The organism is [Zimmermannella] bifida NBRC 103089 (assembly GCF_001570925.1).
Classification (GTDB): Bacteria; Actinomycetota; Actinomycetes; order Actinomycetales; family Microbacteriaceae; genus Gulosibacter; species Gulosibacter bifidus.
Genome location: NZ_BCSP01000002.1, coordinates 109,673 through 127,308, shown reverse-complemented (window position 1 = coordinate 127,308; position 17,636 = coordinate 109,673). Strand labels below are relative to the sequence as shown.

The window sequence follows — 17,636 nt, the reverse complement described above, 5'->3', positions numbered from 1 at the left end:
CGATCGATACTGAGGGCGCTGTTGTGGCTTGCATCCAGCCCTAGGCAACCTTCCAGCAGTGATTGTGCCAGTGTCGCCGATCAGCGATGGCGGCGTCATCACCCCAGATACTATCGGCCCGCCACACGACGACGTGGGCGACGCCCTCGGGGATTTCCCCGTGGCACCCCGGGCAGGTGTAGACCTTGAGCGCGCGTTCCGCACGGATCGGCGCGACCGTGTACTCGTGCCCGCGGCGGACTTCGACGCGACGCATCCCCTGTTGGAGACGCGCGACGTCGAGCGGAATGTACTCACGATTGCTGCGACTGTTTCGACGGCGGGCCATATGCGTAAGGGTACGCGTAACGCACATGAGCGCCACCTTTCGGTGACGCTCATTGACGAAGTGTGTTGGTTTAGTACCAGCCGTTGCCCTGCGTGAACTTGAAATCGTAAGCACCACACGGCGAGCCGTAGCGACCGTTCATGTAGCCGAGTGCCCACTTGACCTGGGTCGCCGGGTTAGTCTGCCAGTCAGCACCAGCCGAGGCCATCTTCTCGCCCGGAAGCGCCTGCGGAATACCGTATGCACCCGAGCTTGAGTTCATTGCGTAAGGGTCCCAGCCGGACTCCTGACCGATGATGGCTTCAAAGCAGCCCCACTGGTCTGCCTGGCCGTTTGCGGCAAGCACTTCCTGCGCCATCGCCTGCACGGTACCTACATCGTAGCTACCACCCTGCGGGTACGACGGTGCTCCAGCCGAGGCATCTTCAACCGACTGTGGTGCTGGCTTTGGCTCAGGCTTGAGGTCTGCCTCAACATCGCCACCACGAGCCAGCGTTACGGTTGCGGGCTTCTTGTTGTCCTTCTTCGTCACCGGTGCGGCATCTGCCTGGTAGCTCTGCGTCTGTGCGGCAGAGATCTGCGCGAGCGACGGCGTGTGCGGCGCGATAGCAGCGGTGCCATTTGCCGCGGCCAGGAATGGCTGTGCCAGACCTACGGCAGCAAATGCGACGATTACCGTGCCGGCGATTGCGGCAGTGACGTTGCGGTTACGACGACCATTCCGGATCGATGCTGGCACTACCGCACGGGTGCTGCCAGTTCGCTTCAGTTCAGTCATTACGTATGCCTCCAATTGCAACCGAATACCCGTCAACGATAACGGAACGGTTACGAACAGGCAACGAAATCGCCACATCCGACCGAGATTCCCAGGTTGGAACTGTGGCATGCGCTAGCCCCATGGCCAGTTACCGAACATCGCATTTCCGCATGTGTCCACAGAGAACTGCGCCCGGTAATCGTCTTCGACAGCCCTCGATGGGCCGGTAGCAGCTAGCGAATAGCGAGCATGACGTCGACTACGGCGTCAATGAGCAGGTCGACCTGTCCCTCGTCGTAGCCGCGACGCTTCGATGTGAACGCCACACCGCGCGCTTCACGCAACGTCATGGGCACGCGCCCACGCAAGAAGTCATCGATGCGGTTGCAGAATGCATCCACTTCGTCGATCGAATACCCGCGCTGCAGAATCGAGACGCGGCGGAACCGCTCGCCCGACGGCCGTTCCAGACGCTTGAGTACGGCACGGGCCGCATCCTTTGTCTCGGCCATGCACTCTTCACGACCACGGTTCTGGATGCGCTCTTCGTGCTCCCGAACGGCAACCGCATCTTCGAGTCGCTCGAGCGCAGCATCAACGTGCGGTGCCGAATAACCGCGCTTGCGCATCGTGAACGCCGTGTGGCGGATGCTCTTCGCAGTCAGTCGCGGACCACCCGAGCCGTTGTCGAAGTTCTCGTATCGTTCGCGTGCCACTCGGAGCGCGCGGTCGACCTCTTTCTGGTCGTAACCGAATTCGCCGCGAGGGGCACGAGGGAAGGGCGACTGAGTATTCATCGTGTTCATTCTGCCTTAGCCGAGGCGTTGGGCAAACTCCATTAGTGGTGCGGACCAGAAATACAGGGCAAACGCAATTGCGCCTGCGGGAAGCAGCGAGTCAAAGCGATCAAAGAAGCCGCCGTGGCCGGGAAGCCAGTTCGACATGTCCTTGACACCTAGATCGCGCTTGATCATCGACTCGGTCAAGTCGCCGACAACCGCGGTAATCGTAATGCTGACACCCATGAAAATACCGAACCACCATGGCAATTGGAGCAGCCATTCACAGGCAGCGACGGCCACGAGGATGCCGAGCAGCGCGCCACCAATCAGTCCTTCCCAAGTCTTGCTCGGGCTGATTGACGGCGCCAGTTTGGTTCGCCCGAATCGCAAGCCGGTGGCGTAGGCCCCAGTGTCAACGCTGATGACGATGGCGGCAAAGGTGAGGACCCAGTACTCGCCGAGCGGCTGGGAAAGCAGCATGATCGTGAACGATCCCAGGAACGTCACGTAGAAGTGCGCGAAACCGGTGGCAGATGCATCCGCCGCCAATTGCGCCTTGCTGGGCCGTACTTTGGCGAACATCGCTTCGACGTAGCGCCAACCGACAATCGCGAGAATGCCGCAAAGAATGATGAGCCAGTGCGCCGCGGCCGGTACGTAGTAGGCCATCGGCACGGCCACGAGTGCGAGTAGCACCGATGGGATGCGCGGGATACGGCGGCGGGCCTGGCGCATAGCAGTCGCGAGTTCGGTCACGACCGCGACGATCAGCAGCGTGCCGAACGGAATGAACCAGCGCTTCTCGAATAGCAGGCTCGCAGCGAGGAGCCCGCCTAGCAGGAGCCCAACACCGATGGCGCCGAGCAGGTTGCGACCAGAGCGCTCATTCATGCGTTCGTTGACCAGTTGCATTCGTGCGCGCACGTGTTTGCTGGACCACTCGCGGGAACGCGACGCGGGCGGGGCGACGATTAGTTCGTCATCCCGCCCGGTCGAGCGCCTGGGTGATCCGGTCAAGGTTTAAACCTCGAGCAGGTCGGCTTCCTTGGCCTTTGCCGACTCATCGATGCGGTCGATGAAGCCCTTGGTGATCTTGTCGAGTTCCTTCTCGGCGCGGTTGATCTCGTCTTCGCCAACCTCACCGTCGAGGGCGCCGAGGTCGGTCATACCCTTGCGACGAATGTTGCGGATGGCCACGCGGGCTTCTTCAGCCTTCGAGTGGGCGAGCTTGACGTACTCCATGCGGCGCTCCTTGGTGAGCTCTGGCATGACGACGCGGATCAGGTGACCTTCGTTCGACGGCGTGACGCCGAGGTGCTGAGCCGAAACGATGGCCTTCTCGATGTCCTTGAGTGCACCCTTGTCGTACGGGGTGATGACGAGCATGCGTGCCTCTGGCTGCTGCATCGATGCGAGCTGGCCCAGCGGGGTTGCGGTGCCGTAGTAGTCCACGAGGAGCTTGTCGAACAGGGCTGGGTTGGCGCGGCCAGTGCGGATGTTGCCGAACTCTTCGTGCGCGTGTTCCAGCGCCTTTTCCATCTTGTCTTTGGTGTCGGCAAGTACTTCGGGGATCACGTTGGGTCCTTTCGATCGTGTCTGGTTAATCCTACGTCGCAGCGCGTGACTGTGGTTTCCAGTCGAGTGTTGCGTTCGCGCGCGGTGTGGTCAGGGGTATCAGGATGCGTGCAGCCGGGTTGGGTGCGCGGCCTGCGGGTCGGTCGCGCGCCGGCAGTTGCTAGGCGCTGGCCGTGTTCGAAACCAGTGTGCCGATGTTCTCGCCACGAATTGCGCGGGCAATGTTGCCATCTGGCGACATACCGAAGACGCGCATGTCCATGCTGTTGTCCATGCACAGGCTGAATGCGGTCGAGTCGACGACGCGCAGACCGCGACGGAGTGCATCCTGATACGAAATTTGGTTGATGAGCTCGGCCGAGTCGTCCTGGTTCGGGTCGGCGGTGTAAACGCCGTCGACGCCGTTCTTTGCTACGAGCAGCACATCGGCCCGGATTTCCAGCGCACGCTGAGCGGCAACCGTGTCGGTCGAGAAGTATGGGAGTCCGGCGCCAGCACCGAATACGACGACGCGGCCCTTTTCCATGTGGCGTTCGGCGCGAAGCGGGATGTACGGCTCGGCGACCTGACGCATTTCGATGGCCGACTGCACACGAGCGTTCACGCCCGCCTGCTCAAGGAAGTCCTGCAGCGCGAGGGCGTTCATGACGGTTCCGAGCATACCCATGTAGTCGGCGCGGCCGCGGTCCATGCCAGCGTTTGCGAGCTGCGCACCGCGGAAGAAGTTTCCACCGCCAACAACGACAGCAACTTCGACTTCTTGTGCAGCCTGCGCGATTTCACGGGCGATGTTGGTCAGCACGATCGGGTCGACACCGAGCTTGCCGCCACCGAACGCCTCCCCCGAAAGCTTGAGCAGTACGCGACGTGGGGTGGTTGCGGTGGTAGTCATTGCGCTCCTATGTGTGCGAACCCGATTTGATCATCCCTAAGACTAGTTTGCCGCGGTCGGATTAGTGCTGTGCACCATTCCGACCGCGGCAAACATTTACGCGTGAGTGACTACTCTTCGCCCTCTGCTTCGACGCCAGCGCCGACCTTGAGGCGAGCGAAGTCAACAACCTGCAGGCCAGCCTGTTCGGCGATCTGCTTAACGGTGTGCTTCGGGTCGCGAGCGTATTCCTGCTCGTTCAGCACGATCTGCTTGAAGAATGCGCCAAGGCGACCTTCAACGATCTTCGGGAGTGCTGCTTCTGGCTTGCCCTCAGCGCGGGTGATCTCTTCAACGACCTTGCGCTCGCTGTCGATGGTCTCCTGCGGAACGTCCTCGCGGTTGAGGAACGATGGGTTCGCGAACGCAATGTGCTGTGCGATGCCGTGAGCGGTGTCGGCGTCGGTTCCGGTGAAGCCGACAACAACGCCAACCTGCGGGGGGAGGTCCTTCGAGGTGTAGTGCATGTACACGTCGAAGTTCTCGCCCTTAACCTGGCGAACGTTGCGCAGCTCGAACTTTTCACCGATAACGGCGGCAAGTGCAGCAATTTCCTCGGCAACGGTCGAGCCGTTCATCGGTGCAGCAAGTGCTTCTTCAGGGTTGGTTGCGCCAGCGGCTGCCGCAGCTTCGAGTACGTCATCAGCGAGCTTGATGAACTTTTCGCCCTTGGCAACGAAGTCGGTCTCGCAGTTGAGCTCGAGGATGGTTGCGGTGCCGTTGTCGCCAACCTTGGCCACGATGAGGCCTTCGGCTGCGGAACGGTCGGCACGCTTCGCGTTACCCTTTGCACCCTTGAGACGCAGGATCTCAACGGCCTTTTCCATGTCGCCGTCGGCCTCTTCGAGCGCCTTCTTGGTGTCGGTCATACCGGTACCGAGCTGCTCGCGCAGAGCCTTGATGTCGGCAATGGTGAAGTTAGCCATGTGGTTGCTTCTCCCTTTGGTTACTTGGTCTCGTCGGCCGGAGCGGCCTCGATCTCAGTCTGCGCGGTCTCGGTTGCCGACTCCTGAGTGGTTGCCTCAGCAGCTGCAGCTTCCTTTGCTTCGCCCTGCTTGAGCAGTTCGAGCTCCCACTCAGCAAGTGGCTCAGCCTCAGCGGTTGCGCCGCCTTCTGCTGGCTTCTGGTGGCGGGTCATGAGACCTTCAGCAGCAGCGTCAGCAACGATGCGGGTGAGCAGTGCAACCGAGCGAATGGCGTCGTCGTTGCCCGGAATTGGGTAGTCAACGTCGTCTGGGTCGCAGTTGGTGTCGAGGATCGCAACAACAGGAATGCCAAGCTTCTTGGCTTCGTCGATTGCGAGGTGTTCCTTGTTGGTGTCAACAACCCAGATCGCCGAAGGCGTGCGGGTCATGTTGCGGATACCACCAAGGGTCTTCTCCAGCTTGTCGCGCTCGCGACGCTGGATGAGCAGTTCCTTCTTGGTGAAGCCCGTTGAAGTGTCTTCGAAGTCGACGAGGTCGAGTTCCTTAAGACGGTTGAGGCGCTTCTGAACGGTCTGGAAGTTGGTCAGCAGACCACCGAGCCAGCGCTGGTTAACGTACGGCTGGTTAACGCGAGTTGCCTGCTCGGCAATCGCTTCCTGAGCCTGCTTCTTGGTACCAACGAAGAGGATGGTGCCGCCGTGAGCGACGGTTTCCTTAACAAAGTCGTAGGCCTTGTCAATGAAGGCAAGCGACTGCTGGAGGTCGAGGATGTAGATACCCGAGCGCTCGGTGAAAATAAAGCGCTTCATCTTTGGGTTCCAGCGACGGGTCTGGTGACCGAAGTGGACACCTGCGTCAAGCAGCTGACGCATCGATACGACTGCCATGGTCGAATCTCCTTGTTTTGGGCACACCGGCGGTGTGCGTTTCGGTTATTTGTACCGCGGATGCGGTGGCCTGGTGCCCTGCGGAATGATCGCTCGTGCGTGGTTACGCACAAGACCGGAGATCATTCGCACGTTCCGGACACGCGAAGTCAGCCACAGGGGCTGCGCAAAGCATTCTATACGCGTTCGCGGCGTACGACCACAACAAGTTCCCGCTGTTGATTCCCGCCTGTGGAAAGTGCATCCATCCACAGGCATCCTGGCTCGTTCCCCACGCCGCTAGATTCCTTTGCACACTTGGCGGCATGAACACGCTGAATCTGTCATTTGGTCGGCTGCGCGCCGTTGCAGCAGTGGTGCTTTCCGTTGCGTTGGCGACCACGCCAGCGGTGGCGGCCTCGGCCGCAATGCCACCGCTGGGCTCGGATGCACCGTTCGTTGTGTCTGCGACGGAAGCCGCGGCAAACCAAACTGGGCGGGCGCTTTGGCAGTGGCCGGTGCATCCACCGCCCGTCGTCACCCGCGCCTTTGACCTGGCGCACCGATACGCCCGCGGTCACCGCGGCATTGATCTGGCAGTTGCTCCAGGCACGCAAATCCGTGCCCCGGCCGATGGCACCGTGTATTTCGTTGGCCGCGTCGTTGACCGCAATGTCGTCTCGATTCAGCACGCCAACGGCATCCGGTCCACATTTGAGCCGGTGGATGCGGTGGTCTCGGTCGGCGACGCCGTGACCGCTGGCACCGTGATCGGCACCCTCGCAACCGACACCATCCATGTCCCGAACGGCGGGCTGCATCTTGGCGCCCGAATCGGGGACGACTACTGCGACCCGCTACTGCTATTGCAGCGTATGCCGCCGGCGATTCTGCTGCCGCTCAGTTCGTGATGCACCGCGGTCTCTCCCCACGTTTTCTGTGTCCCACTTGTTCGCTACCTCCATGCAACGTCAATTGCTGCGTCATTGAAAGGACCCCCAATGCTCCGGCCACCCCGACTTACCGACAGTGCACTCGATCGTTCATTCACAAATCACATCGCCGCGCTACGCCTCCGAAAGCTCGCGCTGCTCGCCGGCGTGATTGCGATCTTGCTCTTGATCTCGCCCTGGAAACCACAAGACGCGACGGCGGCCGATGTTGGTCCCGGTTACTCGCAAGACGGCTCGGCCGCAATGTTTGTTGGGGCGATGCGGTTCAACGGCATGAATGTGTACTGCTTGGAACTCGACCAGCCATCGCCGATCGGTCACCAAACCCGCGTTGCCGGCGCGCAAGACCACATCCCTGCCGATATCGCGCAGCTACCGGCCGAAACGCGCGCGAAGCTGCACTGGGCGATTGCCAATCTCGGCGCATCAACGAACCCGGATGCGACCGCTGCGGTGGCGATGTACGTCTGGTCGGTTGCCGACGCCGAGCACTACCGCGGCGACCCGCACTACCTGTCGCTGCTGCCGGCAGACCGCCGCTCGACGGTTGCTGGTCATGTCGAAACACTTCGGCAGCAGGCCAACGATGTTCGCGTGGTCGCTGCGCCAAAGTCGTTTGGTCTGACAATGCGCACCGAGCCAGGCGCAATCACGGTTGAACTAACAGATATTCCAGGCGGCACCGAAGTCGTATTGCAGGTGACCGGTGGCGAAATCGATGGCAAGAAGGAAATCACGGTGCCAGCAACATCAGCGACGACGATGCGCGTGCATGCGACGCCGAACGTCGGTCGGGTCGCCATCACCGCGCAAATGCGACCGGCACCAGGCTTTGCCACCGCGACACCGCAATACCTCATTACTGAGGGACACCAATTGCTCCTGCAGCCTTCGAACGAAGCCTGGCCGACTGCAGGTGCCGAGGTCAAACTTAACTACGGCATCCGTCACACGCCAGGTACGGTCACGCCGATGCCTTCGATGACTCCCCCATCGACTCCAGTACCGGCTCCGACACCAAGCCCGTCCCCCGAGCCAGAACCGGAACCAGAGCCCGAGCCAGAACCAGAGCCGGAGCCAGAACCTGAGCCGGAGCCAGAACCGGAACCTGCGCCGGAACCAGAACCATCCGCTACCCCGGCCGCAACGCCAACTCCAGCGCCAGCGCCAACCGCAACATACTCATTTGCGTCGGATGAGCCCGAAGCCCCGAAGTCCACGACGACGGCTACTCACCCTGTTGGGCATCTTCCGTCCGAGAGCAAGGCTCCTGAAGCATCAACCGATCTCGCTGAGACGGGGTTGCAGGTGGGTCCGATGATGCTGATTGGCGGCAGCGCCATGACGTTGCTTGGCGCTGGCGGCTGGCTGATTTCTCGCCAACGCCACCGGCCAATTTCGGGTACCTGTTCGGACATTCGCGGTGCCGACAACGGTTGGTAGCGGTTCACACTTCGCCGTCACGCTGAACGCATCCGGTCGAGTCACGCCTTATCAGGTGGTGTGGCTCGGCCGGTTTCGGCGTGCACCGGCTGGGCTAGGCCCGTTTCGACATGGTTAGGCCCGTGGATGCGCCTGCCGGTAGGTTTCGCGCAGGCGCTCGGCCGAGACGTGCGTGTAGATCTGCGTGGTGCCGAGGTCGGCGTGCCCGAGGAACTCTTGCACGCCGCGGAGATCGGCGCCGCCGTCAAGCAGATGCGTTGCCGCGGTGTGACGGAAGGTGTGTGGCCCGGCTGGTCCAGCACCGGGCGCATACGTGAGGAGCGAACGTGAGAGTTCATACACCGCACGCTGGTTCAAGGCCCCGCCTCGGGCCCCTAAGAATAATGCGGATGCCGCAGCAGGACTCGGTTTCGCCGTGGCAACTGCGGGGCGTCCATTCTGGAGCCATCGTTGGATCGCATTCGCGGCGGACGCCCCAAACGGAATGACCCGCTCTGCGTTGCCCTTGCCGATGACACGCACGGTACGCGCATCCATGTCGATCGACTCGGTGGTGAGCGTGCACAGTTCCGAGACGCGCATGCCTGTGGCATACAGCAGCTCGATGATGGCATGATCGCGCAACGCCATCGCGTCGCCGGTTTCGGCGCGCTCCTGCAGGTGTTTCAGGATGGTTTGCATCGCGTCCTGCGACACCATGCGCGGCAGCGTGCGCCCCGTCTTTGGAGACTTCAACCGCCGCGCAACATCCTCGCCGCGCTCAGCAGCCTTGCACCACGCAGTAAAGCCACGTGCCGTTGATGCCCGCCGTGCAAGCGTCGCGGCCGCGTGACCCTGCTCTGATTCTTGCCAGAGCCATTCGCGGAAGTCTTCAAGCGTGAGTTCATCTGGGCGGACTTCGCCGCCGCGTTCCACAAAGTCCGCGAACCGAGTCAAATCGCTCGCCGCGGCTTTGCAGGTGTGAGCCGAACGGCCGCGCTCCAAATCCAGCGCGCGCACATAGTCAGCGATGGCACGGCGAAGTGGGGACATACGCTCATGTTAGGCGCAGCGCCGCCACTTCCCCGCCTGCTGTGTAGCGTGCCCGAGCAACTCAAGTTCGGCCAATCCGGCGCGAAGATCCGCGGCAGAAAGCCCACTGCGGGTAACGAGGTCGTTCAACGTGCGCCCACTACGCAACGTCAACGCATCCAGTGTGCGCACAAGGCGCGTATCCAGTGCGCCGGAGTCAATCAGTGCGCCAGTGCCGTTCCGTGCACCGCGGCCAGTCGCGCCAGCCGAATGCCGACCGGATACGGAACCCCGCTCATTCGTTACCGCAGCCGGTTGCGTCGACGCTGCCGCAACCACATCGGCGAGTGGGTTGGTGCCGAACAGCGTCGGAGCGGCCGCATCGGCGCAAAGTGCAAGCAAGTCGCTGGGTCCGCTGATGAGCTCGGCCTGGTGTTCGCGCAGCAGCCGGTGGCAGCCCACCGAGGTGCTGCTGGTGATTGGTCCGGGCACTGCGCCAACGGCTCGTCCCAGCGTCAACGCATGATTCGCGGTGTTCATGGCGCCCGAGCGCGCACCCGCTTCGACAAGCACGGTCGCCTGCGTGAGCGCGGCAATGAGCCGATTGCGCTGCAAGAATCGCCACCGGGTCGGCGCAGTGCCACAGGGCAGTTCGCTAATGACGGCGCCCGAGGCGATGATCCGCTCGAGCAGGTCACGATTACCCGCCGGATACAGCCGATCGACACCGCCGGCGAGTACCGCAATCGTGACGCCGTTGCTCGCTAACGTAACTCGGTGGGCCTGCGCGTCAATGCCATAAGCACCACCCGAAACCACGGCAATGCCGGCGTCGCTTGCCGCCGCGGCGAGCTCGCCGGCCACGCTGTCGCCATAGGCCGAACTCGCGCGTGAACCCACGAGCGCGACGTTGATCGGAGCTGTTCCCACTACCCCAAGGTCGCCGCGCACCCACAGCCCCAGCGGCGCATGAATGCCGAGGTCATCAATGGCTGCGGGCCACCCGAGGTCGTCGCGAAAGGTGAACCGCGCACCGACCGAATACGCTCCGTGCAACAACGCCCGAATACGCACTGCGTCCAGCCGTGGTCGCCACCGCGACAGCGCAGCCTGCCAGTCTCGTGGCTCGTGTGGGAGCGAAGATTGTTTGCTCGCGGATGCGGCGCGTTCAGTGAGTTCTTCGTGGGCAGTCTGCGGGTTGGCCGACTCGGCAAACTGCAACGCGGCTTCGGCGCCGAGCGCAGCAATCAGCGCACCGGCGTCACCGTCGCCAGGTTCGACCAGTGTCGTCCAGCAGGCCCAGATCAGTGCCTGCCGAAGTTGTTCGGGTGTGCTCGCGGGACGCAACCGCTGCATCATGCGGTGAGACTCTGGCGCGTCAAGGAATTGGGTGATTGCCGACATGGATTCCTCGCTTCAGGTGTGATGGTCGGTGCGGATGATGTGGGGCAAGTGCAAATTGGTGGATTGCGCGGCGAACGCGTGTGGTGAGCAAACGCCGACAATCGCTGGCCGGATCAGCACTCGCGAGCGCGGTAGAACAGGGCTTCGGTGATGTGGTTCCGTTCGGGACGATCCGCTGCATCAAGGTCGGCAAGCGTCCACGCCACGCGGGCGGCGCGCACGTATCCGCGCATGGAAATCTGACCGCGTTGTAGTGCCGCGTCGAGTGGCGCACTCGCATCCGCCGCTGGCCGGAGCTCGGGTCGCCGCAGGAGGTGCCCCGGAACATCCGAATTGCGGTGCATCCCGAAACTGCGCAGACGTTCCAACGCGCGAGCACGTGCATCCTGAACTTGCTCACGAGCGGCCGCTGTCGTGGTTTCACCGCGTGCACCGGCTGCGGCCATCCGCGCCTGCGCGACCGTGGCCCGTTCGACTCGTAATTGCAGGTCGATGCGGTCCATGAGCGGGCCCGAGAGCCGACTCAGATAGCCGCGCTGTTGATGCGGGGTGCACCGGCATTCCAAGCCCGCCGCGCCCGCGTTACCGCACGGGCAGGGGTTCGCGGCGATAACAAGCTGCGCGTTCGCCGGATAGGTCACGCTTCCGCGAGCGCGGTGGATGGTGACGGTTCCGGATTCGAGGGGCTGACGCAGACTGTCGAGCACTCGCCTCGAGAACTCTGGCGCTTCATCGAGAAAAAGCACACCGTGTGCTGCCAACGAGAGCGCACCCGGTTGAATCATCCCGCTGCCGCCGCCGATCAAAGCGACTGCTGACGCGGAGTGGTGCGGTGCCTGTAATGGTGGGCGCCGCGACAATGTGGTGCCCACCGACATCGACTTCAACGATCGCAACGCGGCAACTTCGATGGCAGCGTCCGCGGTCAGATCGGGCAGGATGCCCGGCAACCGTTCCGCGAGCATCGTCTTCCCGCTCCCGGGTGGCCCAATCATCGAGAGGTGGTGACCACCGGCGGCAGCTACGACGAGCGCGCGCACGGCCGCTTCGTTGCCGACCACATCGGCGAGGTCCTGCGCGCGGTCTGAACCAACCGCATCCGGCTGAGCACCCGCATCCGCATCGATCACAAACGATGTCGAAACATCGTCGGGCGTCGTGAGCTTGCCTGGAGCTGCGCCATAGTGTTCGGCCAGGTCAGCAAGCGACGCGATGGGCACCACGTTGATACCGTCCACGAGGCTTGCTTCGTGCTCGGCCGCAGCGGGCACCAAAATCTGCGAGAACCCGAGGGTCTTGGCGGCGTGGACCGCCGGCAGCACACCGCTCACGCTGCGCACGGCCCCCGTTAGCGCGAGCTCACCTAGGTGGGCGTTTCGGGCGGGCCCTGCCGGATCGATGATGCCCGCCGCAGCGAGCACCGCTGCCGCAATTGCCAGATCGAACCCGGCGCCGTGTTTACGCAATTCTGCCGGCGACAGACTCACGGTCAATCGCTTGGCCGGTAACGGATGTCCAGACGAGTGCATTGCTGCGCGCAAGCGATGTTCGGATTCGCCGAGTGCCGCATCTGGCAAGCCAATGATCAACAACTTTGGCAGCCCGGCCGCCAACTGCACATCGACCTGCACCGCATCGCCGCGCAATCCCGAGAGGGCGATCCCCCAGCTTCGTGCGTTGGCCACGGTTAGATCAGCAGGTTGTCGACGTGCTGGATGCGGGGCTCACGACCGATCGGCGCGTAAATGCCGATGGCGTCGATTCGTGTTGTGCCGGCCACTTGCGGGTGTGCCTGGCGCCATTCAAACGCGACCTGCCGCATCCGCCGCAGCTTGTGTGGGTTGAGTGCCTCGAGCGGGTGACCGGTATCGAGCATGCGCCGTGTTTTCACTTCGACAAACACGATGTCGCTACCGTGTTGCGCCACGATATCGACTTCGCCGTAGCGACAGTGCCAATTGGTATCGAGGATGCGGAATCCTCGATGTCGCAGGTACTCGCACGCAGTTGCCTCGCCGGCTTGCCCGACCGAAATGTTGTTCGCCATTAGTACTCCCGGATTCCCTTCACCCGACCGTGCGGGATCAAACGACCCGCAATTGGTCCCTTACTTTGACCAATTTGTGGACCGAATTGGGAAACGAAAAGGCGCCTGTGGATAGCTGCACTATCCACAGGCGCCAATCGACAGTTGGGCGGTTACGGCCTAGTCGTCGAGCGAAAGTTCTTTGGGAAGTTCGAAGTCGTGCGCGTTGAGTTCTTCAACGTTGACGTCCTTGAACGTGAGCACGCGCACCTGCTTAACGAAGCGGTCCGAACGGTAGATGTCCCACACCCACACGTCACGCATGGTGAGTTCAAAGTAGAAGTCGTTGGCCGCGTCGCGACGCTCAAGCGTTACTTCGTTCGCCAGGTAGAACCGGCGTTCGGTTTCAACGACGTACTTGAACTGCTTTGCTACGTCCCGGTATTCCCGGAACAGCGCCAGTTCTACGCCACGCTCGTATTCGTCGAAAGCCTCGTCGTTCATGACCGTCCAGTCTAGCCCGGCTCAGCGAACCGAGCCACTATCGAGTTTCGCGACGCCCGCGCATCCCGTTCGGCGCCTCGGTTCCGAGGGTGAGCTAGCGTGACGCACCCGCCAGGATCTTGTGGAGCCAGCTCGCGCGGTGTTCCGGGCAGGCACCGAGTTCGGCAATGGCTTCGCGGTGCTGTGCTGAGCCGTACCCCTTATTGCGTTCCCAGCCGTAGGGCGCCCATTTCGGATGCGTCTCCACCAGTTCGACCATGTGCCGGTCTCGCGCAACTTTGGCAATCACGCTCGCGGCCGCAACCGAAGCACAATCACGGTCGGCCTTGGGCTGCGTTACGACATGCAGCGGCGCGGAGCAACCCGGGGTGAGCCAATCGTGCGTGCCGTCGAGCACGATCGTGGCCGCATCCACCGGTACGCCCTGTTCCCACAGCGAAGCCAATGCGCGCACGCCCGCCGCAGCAAGACTCGGGCCAATCCCGAACTGGTCGATCTCGTCTGCCGAGGCCCAGCCCGTGGCTGACGCCCACACCCAGGCATCGGCAAGCGGCGCGAGTGCTTCGCGACGGCGCTCGGTCAGCAGTTTGGAGTCGCGCAATCCTTCGGGGAACCCGATTTCGATCTCCTCGGCGCGAACGGCACTAACACCAACGACGACGGGACCGGCGAGCGCACCGCGGCCCACTTCATCCATACCAATTACTACTGGCGCAGCGCGCAACTGTGCCCGCTCGATATCGAGCGTGGGGTCAACCGGCGTCATGGGCGACGGTTGGGTACCGCTGCGAACACTTCGGGGTAATTACCCAAGAACCCGAACCGGTCGAGTGGCCAGTTGATCATGAACGCGCGGCCGACGATGTTGTCGTACGGCACAAATCCCTTGGTGGGCAGGTCTTGGTGCGCTCGCGAGTCTTGCGAGTTGAAGCGGTTGTCGCCCATCACCCAGACGGCATTGTCGGGCACCGTTACGTCAAAGGCTTGTCCGGATGCACGGTTCTGGTCGTCAGAAATGATGTACGGCTCGCGAATGGCAACGTCGTTGATCTCCATCTGGCCATACGCGTTGCAGCAGGTGACGTGGTCGCCGGGAAGCCCGATGACGCGCTTCACGAGGTGGTTGTGGGCGTCTTCCGGAACCAAGCCGATGCCCTTGAAGAAACCGTCGACCAGCGCCGGTACCGGTTCTTTCTCTGGTGGCTTCACTGCGGGCAGCCATCCACCCGGGTCCTCGAAGACAATGACGTCGCCGCGGTTGAGCGGCACGATGTTGGGCACGAGCTGATTAACGAGCACCCGGTCTTCTTCGACGAGCGTGGCGTTCATTGATGCCGAAGGGATGAAGAACGGACGCAGCAGGAACGTCTTGATAAGGAAAGACGCGAGCAGCGCGATCGCAATGATGATGACCGCATCGCGCAGAAACATGCCGAAACCGCCACGACGAACGATGTTGCCCTCGCGATCGATCGCAATGTCCTCGCGAAGATGGTGGCGCGGGCCGTGCGCGTGCCGGAACACCTCGTGGATGAGTATGTCGCCGTCTTCGGCGCTGTCCGACGGTGCCAGTGTTGGCAGTTCGTAGTCGGCGTCTGGCACTCGGTCTCCTTGGGGGTTCAGCAACTTCTCGAAATTCTAAGCGGAAACACATTCAGCCCCCACCAGGTGGCAGGGGCTGAACGTGCAACGTTACCGAGTTGGTACGTTGTCTAGCGATTTAGCTTTCGCGACGCTCACGAATCTTGGCAGCCTTGCCGCGACGGTCACGCAGGTAGTACAGCTTGGCGCGACGCACGACACCGCGCGAGACGACCTCGATCTTGTCGATGATTGGCGAGTGAACCGGGAAGGTACGCTCAACGCCAACCTGGAAGCTGATCTTGCGAACCGTGAAGGTTTCACGAACGCCGTCGCCCTGGCGACCAAGGACGATGCCCTGGAATACCTGGATACGCGAACGGTTACCTTCAACGATGTTTACGTGGACCTTAACGGTGTCACCGGCACGGAATTCGGGAACGTCCTTGAACGACTGTGCGTCGATCTGGTCAATGAGATTTGCCATGAAATGCATCACCCTCTGCACCGCCACAGGTCGATTGCATAGAAAATGAAGTGGTGTAATCCGGCGGCAGAGTGTCCCCTGTGGCAGAGTCATGCCGCGGCACAAGCGTCCAGTTTACTCGAATTACGGATGCGCGAGCAAGTGCCGAATTCCGTCGCGGTTTCGGGGTGGTTTAGCGCTCTCCGCGCGGGGTTGCGACCCATTCCGGACCATCATCGTTATCGTCGTCGCGCTCTTCGATGATTTCCGCGTCGATGGCTTCTTGCTGCCGATCACTCGCACCTTCACGCGCGACCCACTGCTCTTCGATCGTGATGACTTCGACCTTGGGCGCGGCACCCGGAGGTGTGCCCAGGTGCTCCCGCATCCGTTCGGCACGGGCCGCCATATTGTCAATGTTCTCTTGGTGCGATCGCCGACCGGTCCACCAAATGCCCGCGCCGGAGACGACGATCGCGAGCAGCTGCAGCATGCCGCCGACAAACCCTGGCACGGTGACGCCGGCAAGCCAGCAAGCGACGGCACCGAGGTACCAACCGCCCTCAGCGAGCGGCAATTTGCGCGAAGTGCGAATGCTCGGACGCAGCCAGAGCATGAATCCAAAGAGCGCCAACTGAATAAACAGCAGCGGTACGACGACAAAGAGTGAGAGGAAGCCGGTGATGCTCTGTCGCCAAATCATCCAGGCGATTCCGGCCCAGATACTCACCGCAAACGGCACGAATCCGAATGCCATGACTACGGCATTCGCGATTCCGGTTGGGAAGTACGCACGCGTTTGGGACATCATCGCAATAGCTCCGATCGCAGTGACTCGATGACACCGTTTCGGTTTCCGCCGCGAAGCATCGCACGCTGACGCTCTGCCGGGGTGCTGTCGAGCAGAATCAGGCAGCTCACGAGCTCGCCCTCGCAGCCGAGGTCTCGAGCAATGTGCTGCAGTTCGTCGATACGCCGCGCGAAACCCTCACGCGCCGGCGTCTGATTACCCGCCGCATCCGTCACGACCTGCGTATCGAAACCGAAGCGTGCGGCACGGAACTTGTTCTCGCGAACTGCCCAAATCGGCAGGTTGTCGGTCGATTCACCACGTTCATGCGCACGGAGGGCCTCTTCGACCACGCACTGTACGAGCGCGGCATGGGCGCCAACGTTGAAGAGGGAGGGTTGGCTATCGGCGATGTTCAGACCGATACCACCACGAGCCGGCTCGGGGCGAATGGTCCAATCGAGATCACGCCAGTTCGCAATCACACCCGCCCGGCACATGCCCTCAACGGCTTGCACGGTTTCGGCCCAGGTATCGAACACCGTTGGTAGGCCCGCCCCAGGCACCTGGCGCATCAGCATCGAACGATGGGACACGAACCCGGTGTTCTGCCCCATCCAATATGGGCTGGATGCGGTGGGCGCGAGCAGCCAGTGGTAGCTGTTGAGTACGCCGCGGGTGGCTGCGGGAATTGCTTGCTGGTCCCCCACGGCAATGTGCACGCGCAGTCCCCAGACGGCTAATTGACGTGACCATTCCTTGGCTCGCTCCACGAGCTGAATCCCGTGGCCATCTGGCGTGATGGTCTGCACATGCCAGTCGGAAAACGGATGCGTGCCGAGCCCCACAACACCGATTCCGGCTTCCTCGGCGGCACTAACGACCTTGGTGCACAGCGAACGAAGGTCGGCAATGGCACCGGGCACATTTCGGTGCGTTTCGGTGACCATGCAGATGGTGTTGGTCATGAAGCCGGGGCGACATCGCGGCTCATCCAGCGCATCCAAGATTTCGCCCGCTCTGCCCGTTAACTCACCAGTATTGGGGTCAATGAGTGCCACATCCCATTCAAGGGACAGTGAAACTCGCTCGGCGGCGTGGAATTCCATGCGGGCAATGGTACCGATACGTTCTTGAACGACAGCCATTTTTGCGATTCGTCCGTTTTCCGCATCCCACTCCCGCTGCGTACGAAAATCTGTAAGAATAGATAGCTGAGTCTGTGCCGCGACCCTCTCTTCGCAGCGCGCAGCGCATCCTGAGCTCCGGTCGAGCGCGCCCCACGCAATT

General features: G+C 62.1%; 20 protein-coding genes. 2 read left to right on the top strand and 18 right to left on the bottom strand.

The annotated features are described in order from the left end of the window. Window positions 1-40: 40 nt before the first annotated feature. From ZBI01S_RS02725 to rpsB, 8 genes are all read right to left on the bottom strand, one after another. Window positions 41-328 (bottom strand): Rv1322 family protein, encoded by a 288-nt coding sequence (locus ZBI01S_RS02725; RefSeq protein WP_066056387.1) that lies wholly within the window; start codon window positions 326-328, stop codon window positions 41-43. 70 nt (window positions 329-398) lie between these two features. Next, window positions 399-1,106, bottom strand: a complete 708-nt coding sequence (locus ZBI01S_RS02720; RefSeq protein ID WP_066056003.1) for an aggregation-promoting factor C-terminal-like domain-containing protein — start codon at window positions 1,104-1,106, stop codon at window positions 399-401. A gap of 215 nt (window positions 1,107-1,321) precedes the next feature. Then, window positions 1,322-1,885: a DivIVA domain-containing protein gene (locus tag ZBI01S_RS02715; protein WP_083524466.1), complete on the bottom strand. Its 564-nt coding sequence runs from the start codon at window positions 1,883-1,885 to the stop codon at window positions 1,322-1,324. A 15-nt stretch (window positions 1,886-1,900) separates the two neighbouring features. Continuing rightward, window positions 1,901-2,761 (bottom strand): phosphatidate cytidylyltransferase, encoded by an 861-nt coding sequence (locus ZBI01S_RS02710; protein WP_159421356.1) that lies wholly within the window; start codon window positions 2,759-2,761, stop codon window positions 1,901-1,903. 129 nt (window positions 2,762-2,890) lie between these two features. Continuing rightward, complete coding sequence (gene frr, locus ZBI01S_RS02705) at window positions 2,891-3,445, bottom strand: ribosome recycling factor (protein WP_066055996.1); 555 nt, start codon at window positions 3,443-3,445, stop codon at window positions 2,891-2,893. A 160-nt stretch (window positions 3,446-3,605) separates the two neighbouring features. Beyond that, window positions 3,606-4,337 carry a UMP kinase gene (pyrH, locus tag ZBI01S_RS02700; protein ID WP_066055993.1) on the bottom strand — a complete coding sequence of 244 codons (732 nt, stop codon included), beginning with the start codon at window positions 4,335-4,337 and terminating at the stop codon, window positions 3,606-3,608. Window positions 4,338-4,447: 110 nt separating this feature from the next. Continuing rightward, window positions 4,448-5,302, bottom strand: coding sequence for a translation elongation factor Ts (gene tsf / locus ZBI01S_RS02695; protein WP_066055990.1), 855 nt, complete (start codon window positions 5,300-5,302; stop codon window positions 4,448-4,450). Window positions 5,303-5,322: 20 nt separating this feature from the next. After that, a complete protein-coding gene (gene rpsB / locus ZBI01S_RS02690; protein ID WP_066055988.1) occupies window positions 5,323-6,189 on the bottom strand; it encodes a 30S ribosomal protein S2 in 867 nt (288 codons plus the stop codon). 305 nt (window positions 6,190-6,494) lie between these two features. Between rpsB and ZBI01S_RS02685 the strand changes: the two genes are divergently transcribed. Both ZBI01S_RS02685 and ZBI01S_RS09795 read left to right on the top strand, forming a co-directional pair. Continuing rightward, the gene (locus ZBI01S_RS02685) at window positions 6,495-7,079 is read left to right on the top strand and encodes a M23 family metallopeptidase (RefSeq protein ID WP_066055985.1); all 585 of its coding nucleotides are present in this window, start codon (window positions 6,495-6,497) and stop codon (window positions 7,077-7,079) included. 90 nt (window positions 7,080-7,169) lie between these two features. Then, window positions 7,170-8,564 carry a hypothetical protein gene (locus ZBI01S_RS09795; protein ID WP_066055983.1) on the top strand — a complete coding sequence of 465 codons (1,395 nt, stop codon included), beginning with the start codon at window positions 7,170-7,172 and terminating at the stop codon, window positions 8,562-8,564. A gap of 114 nt (window positions 8,565-8,678) precedes the next feature. Here ZBI01S_RS09795 and ZBI01S_RS02675 read toward each other — a convergent pair whose 3' ends face one another. The 10 genes from ZBI01S_RS02675 to ZBI01S_RS02630 all read right to left on the bottom strand — a co-directional run bounded on the left by ZBI01S_RS02675 (window position 8,679) and on the right by ZBI01S_RS02630 (window position 17,455). Continuing rightward, complete coding sequence (locus tag ZBI01S_RS02675; protein WP_066055980.1) at window positions 8,679-9,596, bottom strand: tyrosine recombinase XerC; 918 nt, start codon at window positions 9,594-9,596, stop codon at window positions 8,679-8,681. Between the two features lie 9 nt (window positions 9,597-9,605). Continuing rightward, entirely contained in the window at window positions 9,606-10,979 is a 1,374-nt protein-coding gene (dprA, locus tag ZBI01S_RS02670; RefSeq protein ID WP_066055978.1) for a DNA-processing protein DprA, read from the bottom strand. A gap of 113 nt (window positions 10,980-11,092) precedes the next feature. Next, complete coding sequence (locus ZBI01S_RS02665; RefSeq protein ID WP_066055976.1) at window positions 11,093-12,664, bottom strand: YifB family Mg chelatase-like AAA ATPase; 1,572 nt, start codon at window positions 12,662-12,664, stop codon at window positions 11,093-11,095. 2 nt (window positions 12,665-12,666) lie between these two features. After that, on the bottom strand, window positions 12,667-13,026 hold the full coding sequence (locus ZBI01S_RS02660) for a YraN family protein (protein ID WP_066055974.1): 360 nt from the start codon (window positions 13,024-13,026) through the stop codon (window positions 12,667-12,669). Between the two features lie 159 nt (window positions 13,027-13,185). Next, the gene (locus tag ZBI01S_RS02655; RefSeq protein WP_066055972.1) at window positions 13,186-13,509 is read right to left on the bottom strand and encodes a DUF2469 family protein; all 324 of its coding nucleotides are present in this window, start codon (window positions 13,507-13,509) and stop codon (window positions 13,186-13,188) included. Between the two features lie 94 nt (window positions 13,510-13,603). After that, window positions 13,604-14,275 (bottom strand): ribonuclease HII, encoded by a 672-nt coding sequence (gene rnhB / locus ZBI01S_RS02650; protein ID WP_066055970.1) that lies wholly within the window; start codon window positions 14,273-14,275, stop codon window positions 13,604-13,606. Further along, window positions 14,272-15,111: a signal peptidase I gene (gene lepB / locus ZBI01S_RS02645; protein WP_174519832.1), complete on the bottom strand. Its 840-nt coding sequence runs from the start codon at window positions 15,109-15,111 to the stop codon at window positions 14,272-14,274. The genes rnhB and lepB overlap by 4 nt, the downstream gene beginning before the upstream one ends. A 118-nt stretch (window positions 15,112-15,229) precedes the next feature. Further along, on the bottom strand, window positions 15,230-15,577 hold the full coding sequence (gene rplS, locus ZBI01S_RS02640) for a 50S ribosomal protein L19 (RefSeq protein WP_066055966.1): 348 nt from the start codon (window positions 15,575-15,577) through the stop codon (window positions 15,230-15,232). Between the two features lie 172 nt (window positions 15,578-15,749). After that, a complete protein-coding gene (locus tag ZBI01S_RS02635; RefSeq protein ID WP_159421355.1) occupies window positions 15,750-16,367 on the bottom strand; it encodes a hypothetical protein in 618 nt (205 codons plus the stop codon). After that, window positions 16,364-17,455: a YbdK family carboxylate-amine ligase gene (locus ZBI01S_RS02630; protein ID WP_159421354.1), complete on the bottom strand. Its 1,092-nt coding sequence runs from the start codon at window positions 17,453-17,455 to the stop codon at window positions 16,364-16,366. The genes ZBI01S_RS02635 and ZBI01S_RS02630 overlap by 4 nt, the downstream gene beginning before the upstream one ends. Window positions 17,456-17,636: the final 181 nt, after the last annotated feature.

Coding starts and splice junctions, on each gene's coding strand:
- rnhB (WP_066055970.1), bottom strand. CDS start 14,275: ATGACGCCGGTTGACCCCACGCTCGATATCGAGCGGGCACAGTTGCGC.
- ZBI01S_RS02630 (WP_159421354.1), bottom strand. CDS start 17,455: ATGGAATTCCACGCCGCCGAGCGAGTTTCACTGTCCCTTGAATGGGAT.
- tsf (WP_066055990.1), bottom strand. CDS start 5,302: ATGGCTAACTTCACCATTGCCGACATCAAGGCTCTGCGCGAGCAGCTC.
- rplS (WP_066055966.1), bottom strand. CDS start 15,577: ATGGCAAATCTCATTGACCAGATCGACGCACAGTCGTTCAAGGACGTT.
- ZBI01S_RS02720 (WP_066056003.1), bottom strand. CDS start 1,106: ATGACTGAACTGAAGCGAACTGGCAGCACCCGTGCGGTAGTGCCAGCA.
- ZBI01S_RS02635 (WP_159421355.1), bottom strand. CDS start 16,367: ATGATGTCCCAAACGCGTGCGTACTTCCCAACCGGAATCGCGAATGCC.
- pyrH (WP_066055993.1), bottom strand. CDS start 4,337: ATGACTACCACCGCAACCACCCCACGTCGCGTACTGCTCAAGCTTTCG.
- ZBI01S_RS02675 (WP_066055980.1), bottom strand. CDS start 9,596: ATGTCCCCACTTCGCCGTGCCATCGCTGACTATGTGCGCGCGCTGGAT.
- ZBI01S_RS02715 (WP_083524466.1), bottom strand. CDS start 1,885: ATGAATACTCAGTCGCCCTTCCCTCGTGCCCCTCGCGGCGAATTCGGT.
- ZBI01S_RS02655 (WP_066055972.1), bottom strand. CDS start 13,509: ATGAACGACGAGGCTTTCGACGAATACGAGCGTGGCGTAGAACTGGCG.
- dprA (WP_066055978.1), bottom strand. CDS start 10,979: ATGTCGGCAATCACCCAATTCCTTGACGCGCCAGAGTCTCACCGCATG.
- ZBI01S_RS02725 (WP_066056387.1), bottom strand. CDS start 328: ATGGCCCGCCGTCGAAACAGTCGCAGCAATCGTGAGTACATTCCGCTC.
- ZBI01S_RS02710 (WP_159421356.1), bottom strand. CDS start 2,761: ATGAATGAGCGCTCTGGTCGCAACCTGCTCGGCGCCATCGGTGTTGGG.
- rpsB (WP_066055988.1), bottom strand. CDS start 6,189: ATGGCAGTCGTATCGATGCGTCAGCTGCTTGACGCAGGTGTCCACTTC.
- ZBI01S_RS09795 (WP_066055983.1), top strand. CDS start 7,170: ATGCTCCGGCCACCCCGACTTACCGACAGTGCACTCGATCGTTCATTC.
- ZBI01S_RS02660 (WP_066055974.1), bottom strand. CDS start 13,026: ATGGCGAACAACATTTCGGTCGGGCAAGCCGGCGAGGCAACTGCGTGC.
- ZBI01S_RS02685 (WP_066055985.1), top strand. CDS start 6,495: ATGAACACGCTGAATCTGTCATTTGGTCGGCTGCGCGCCGTTGCAGCA.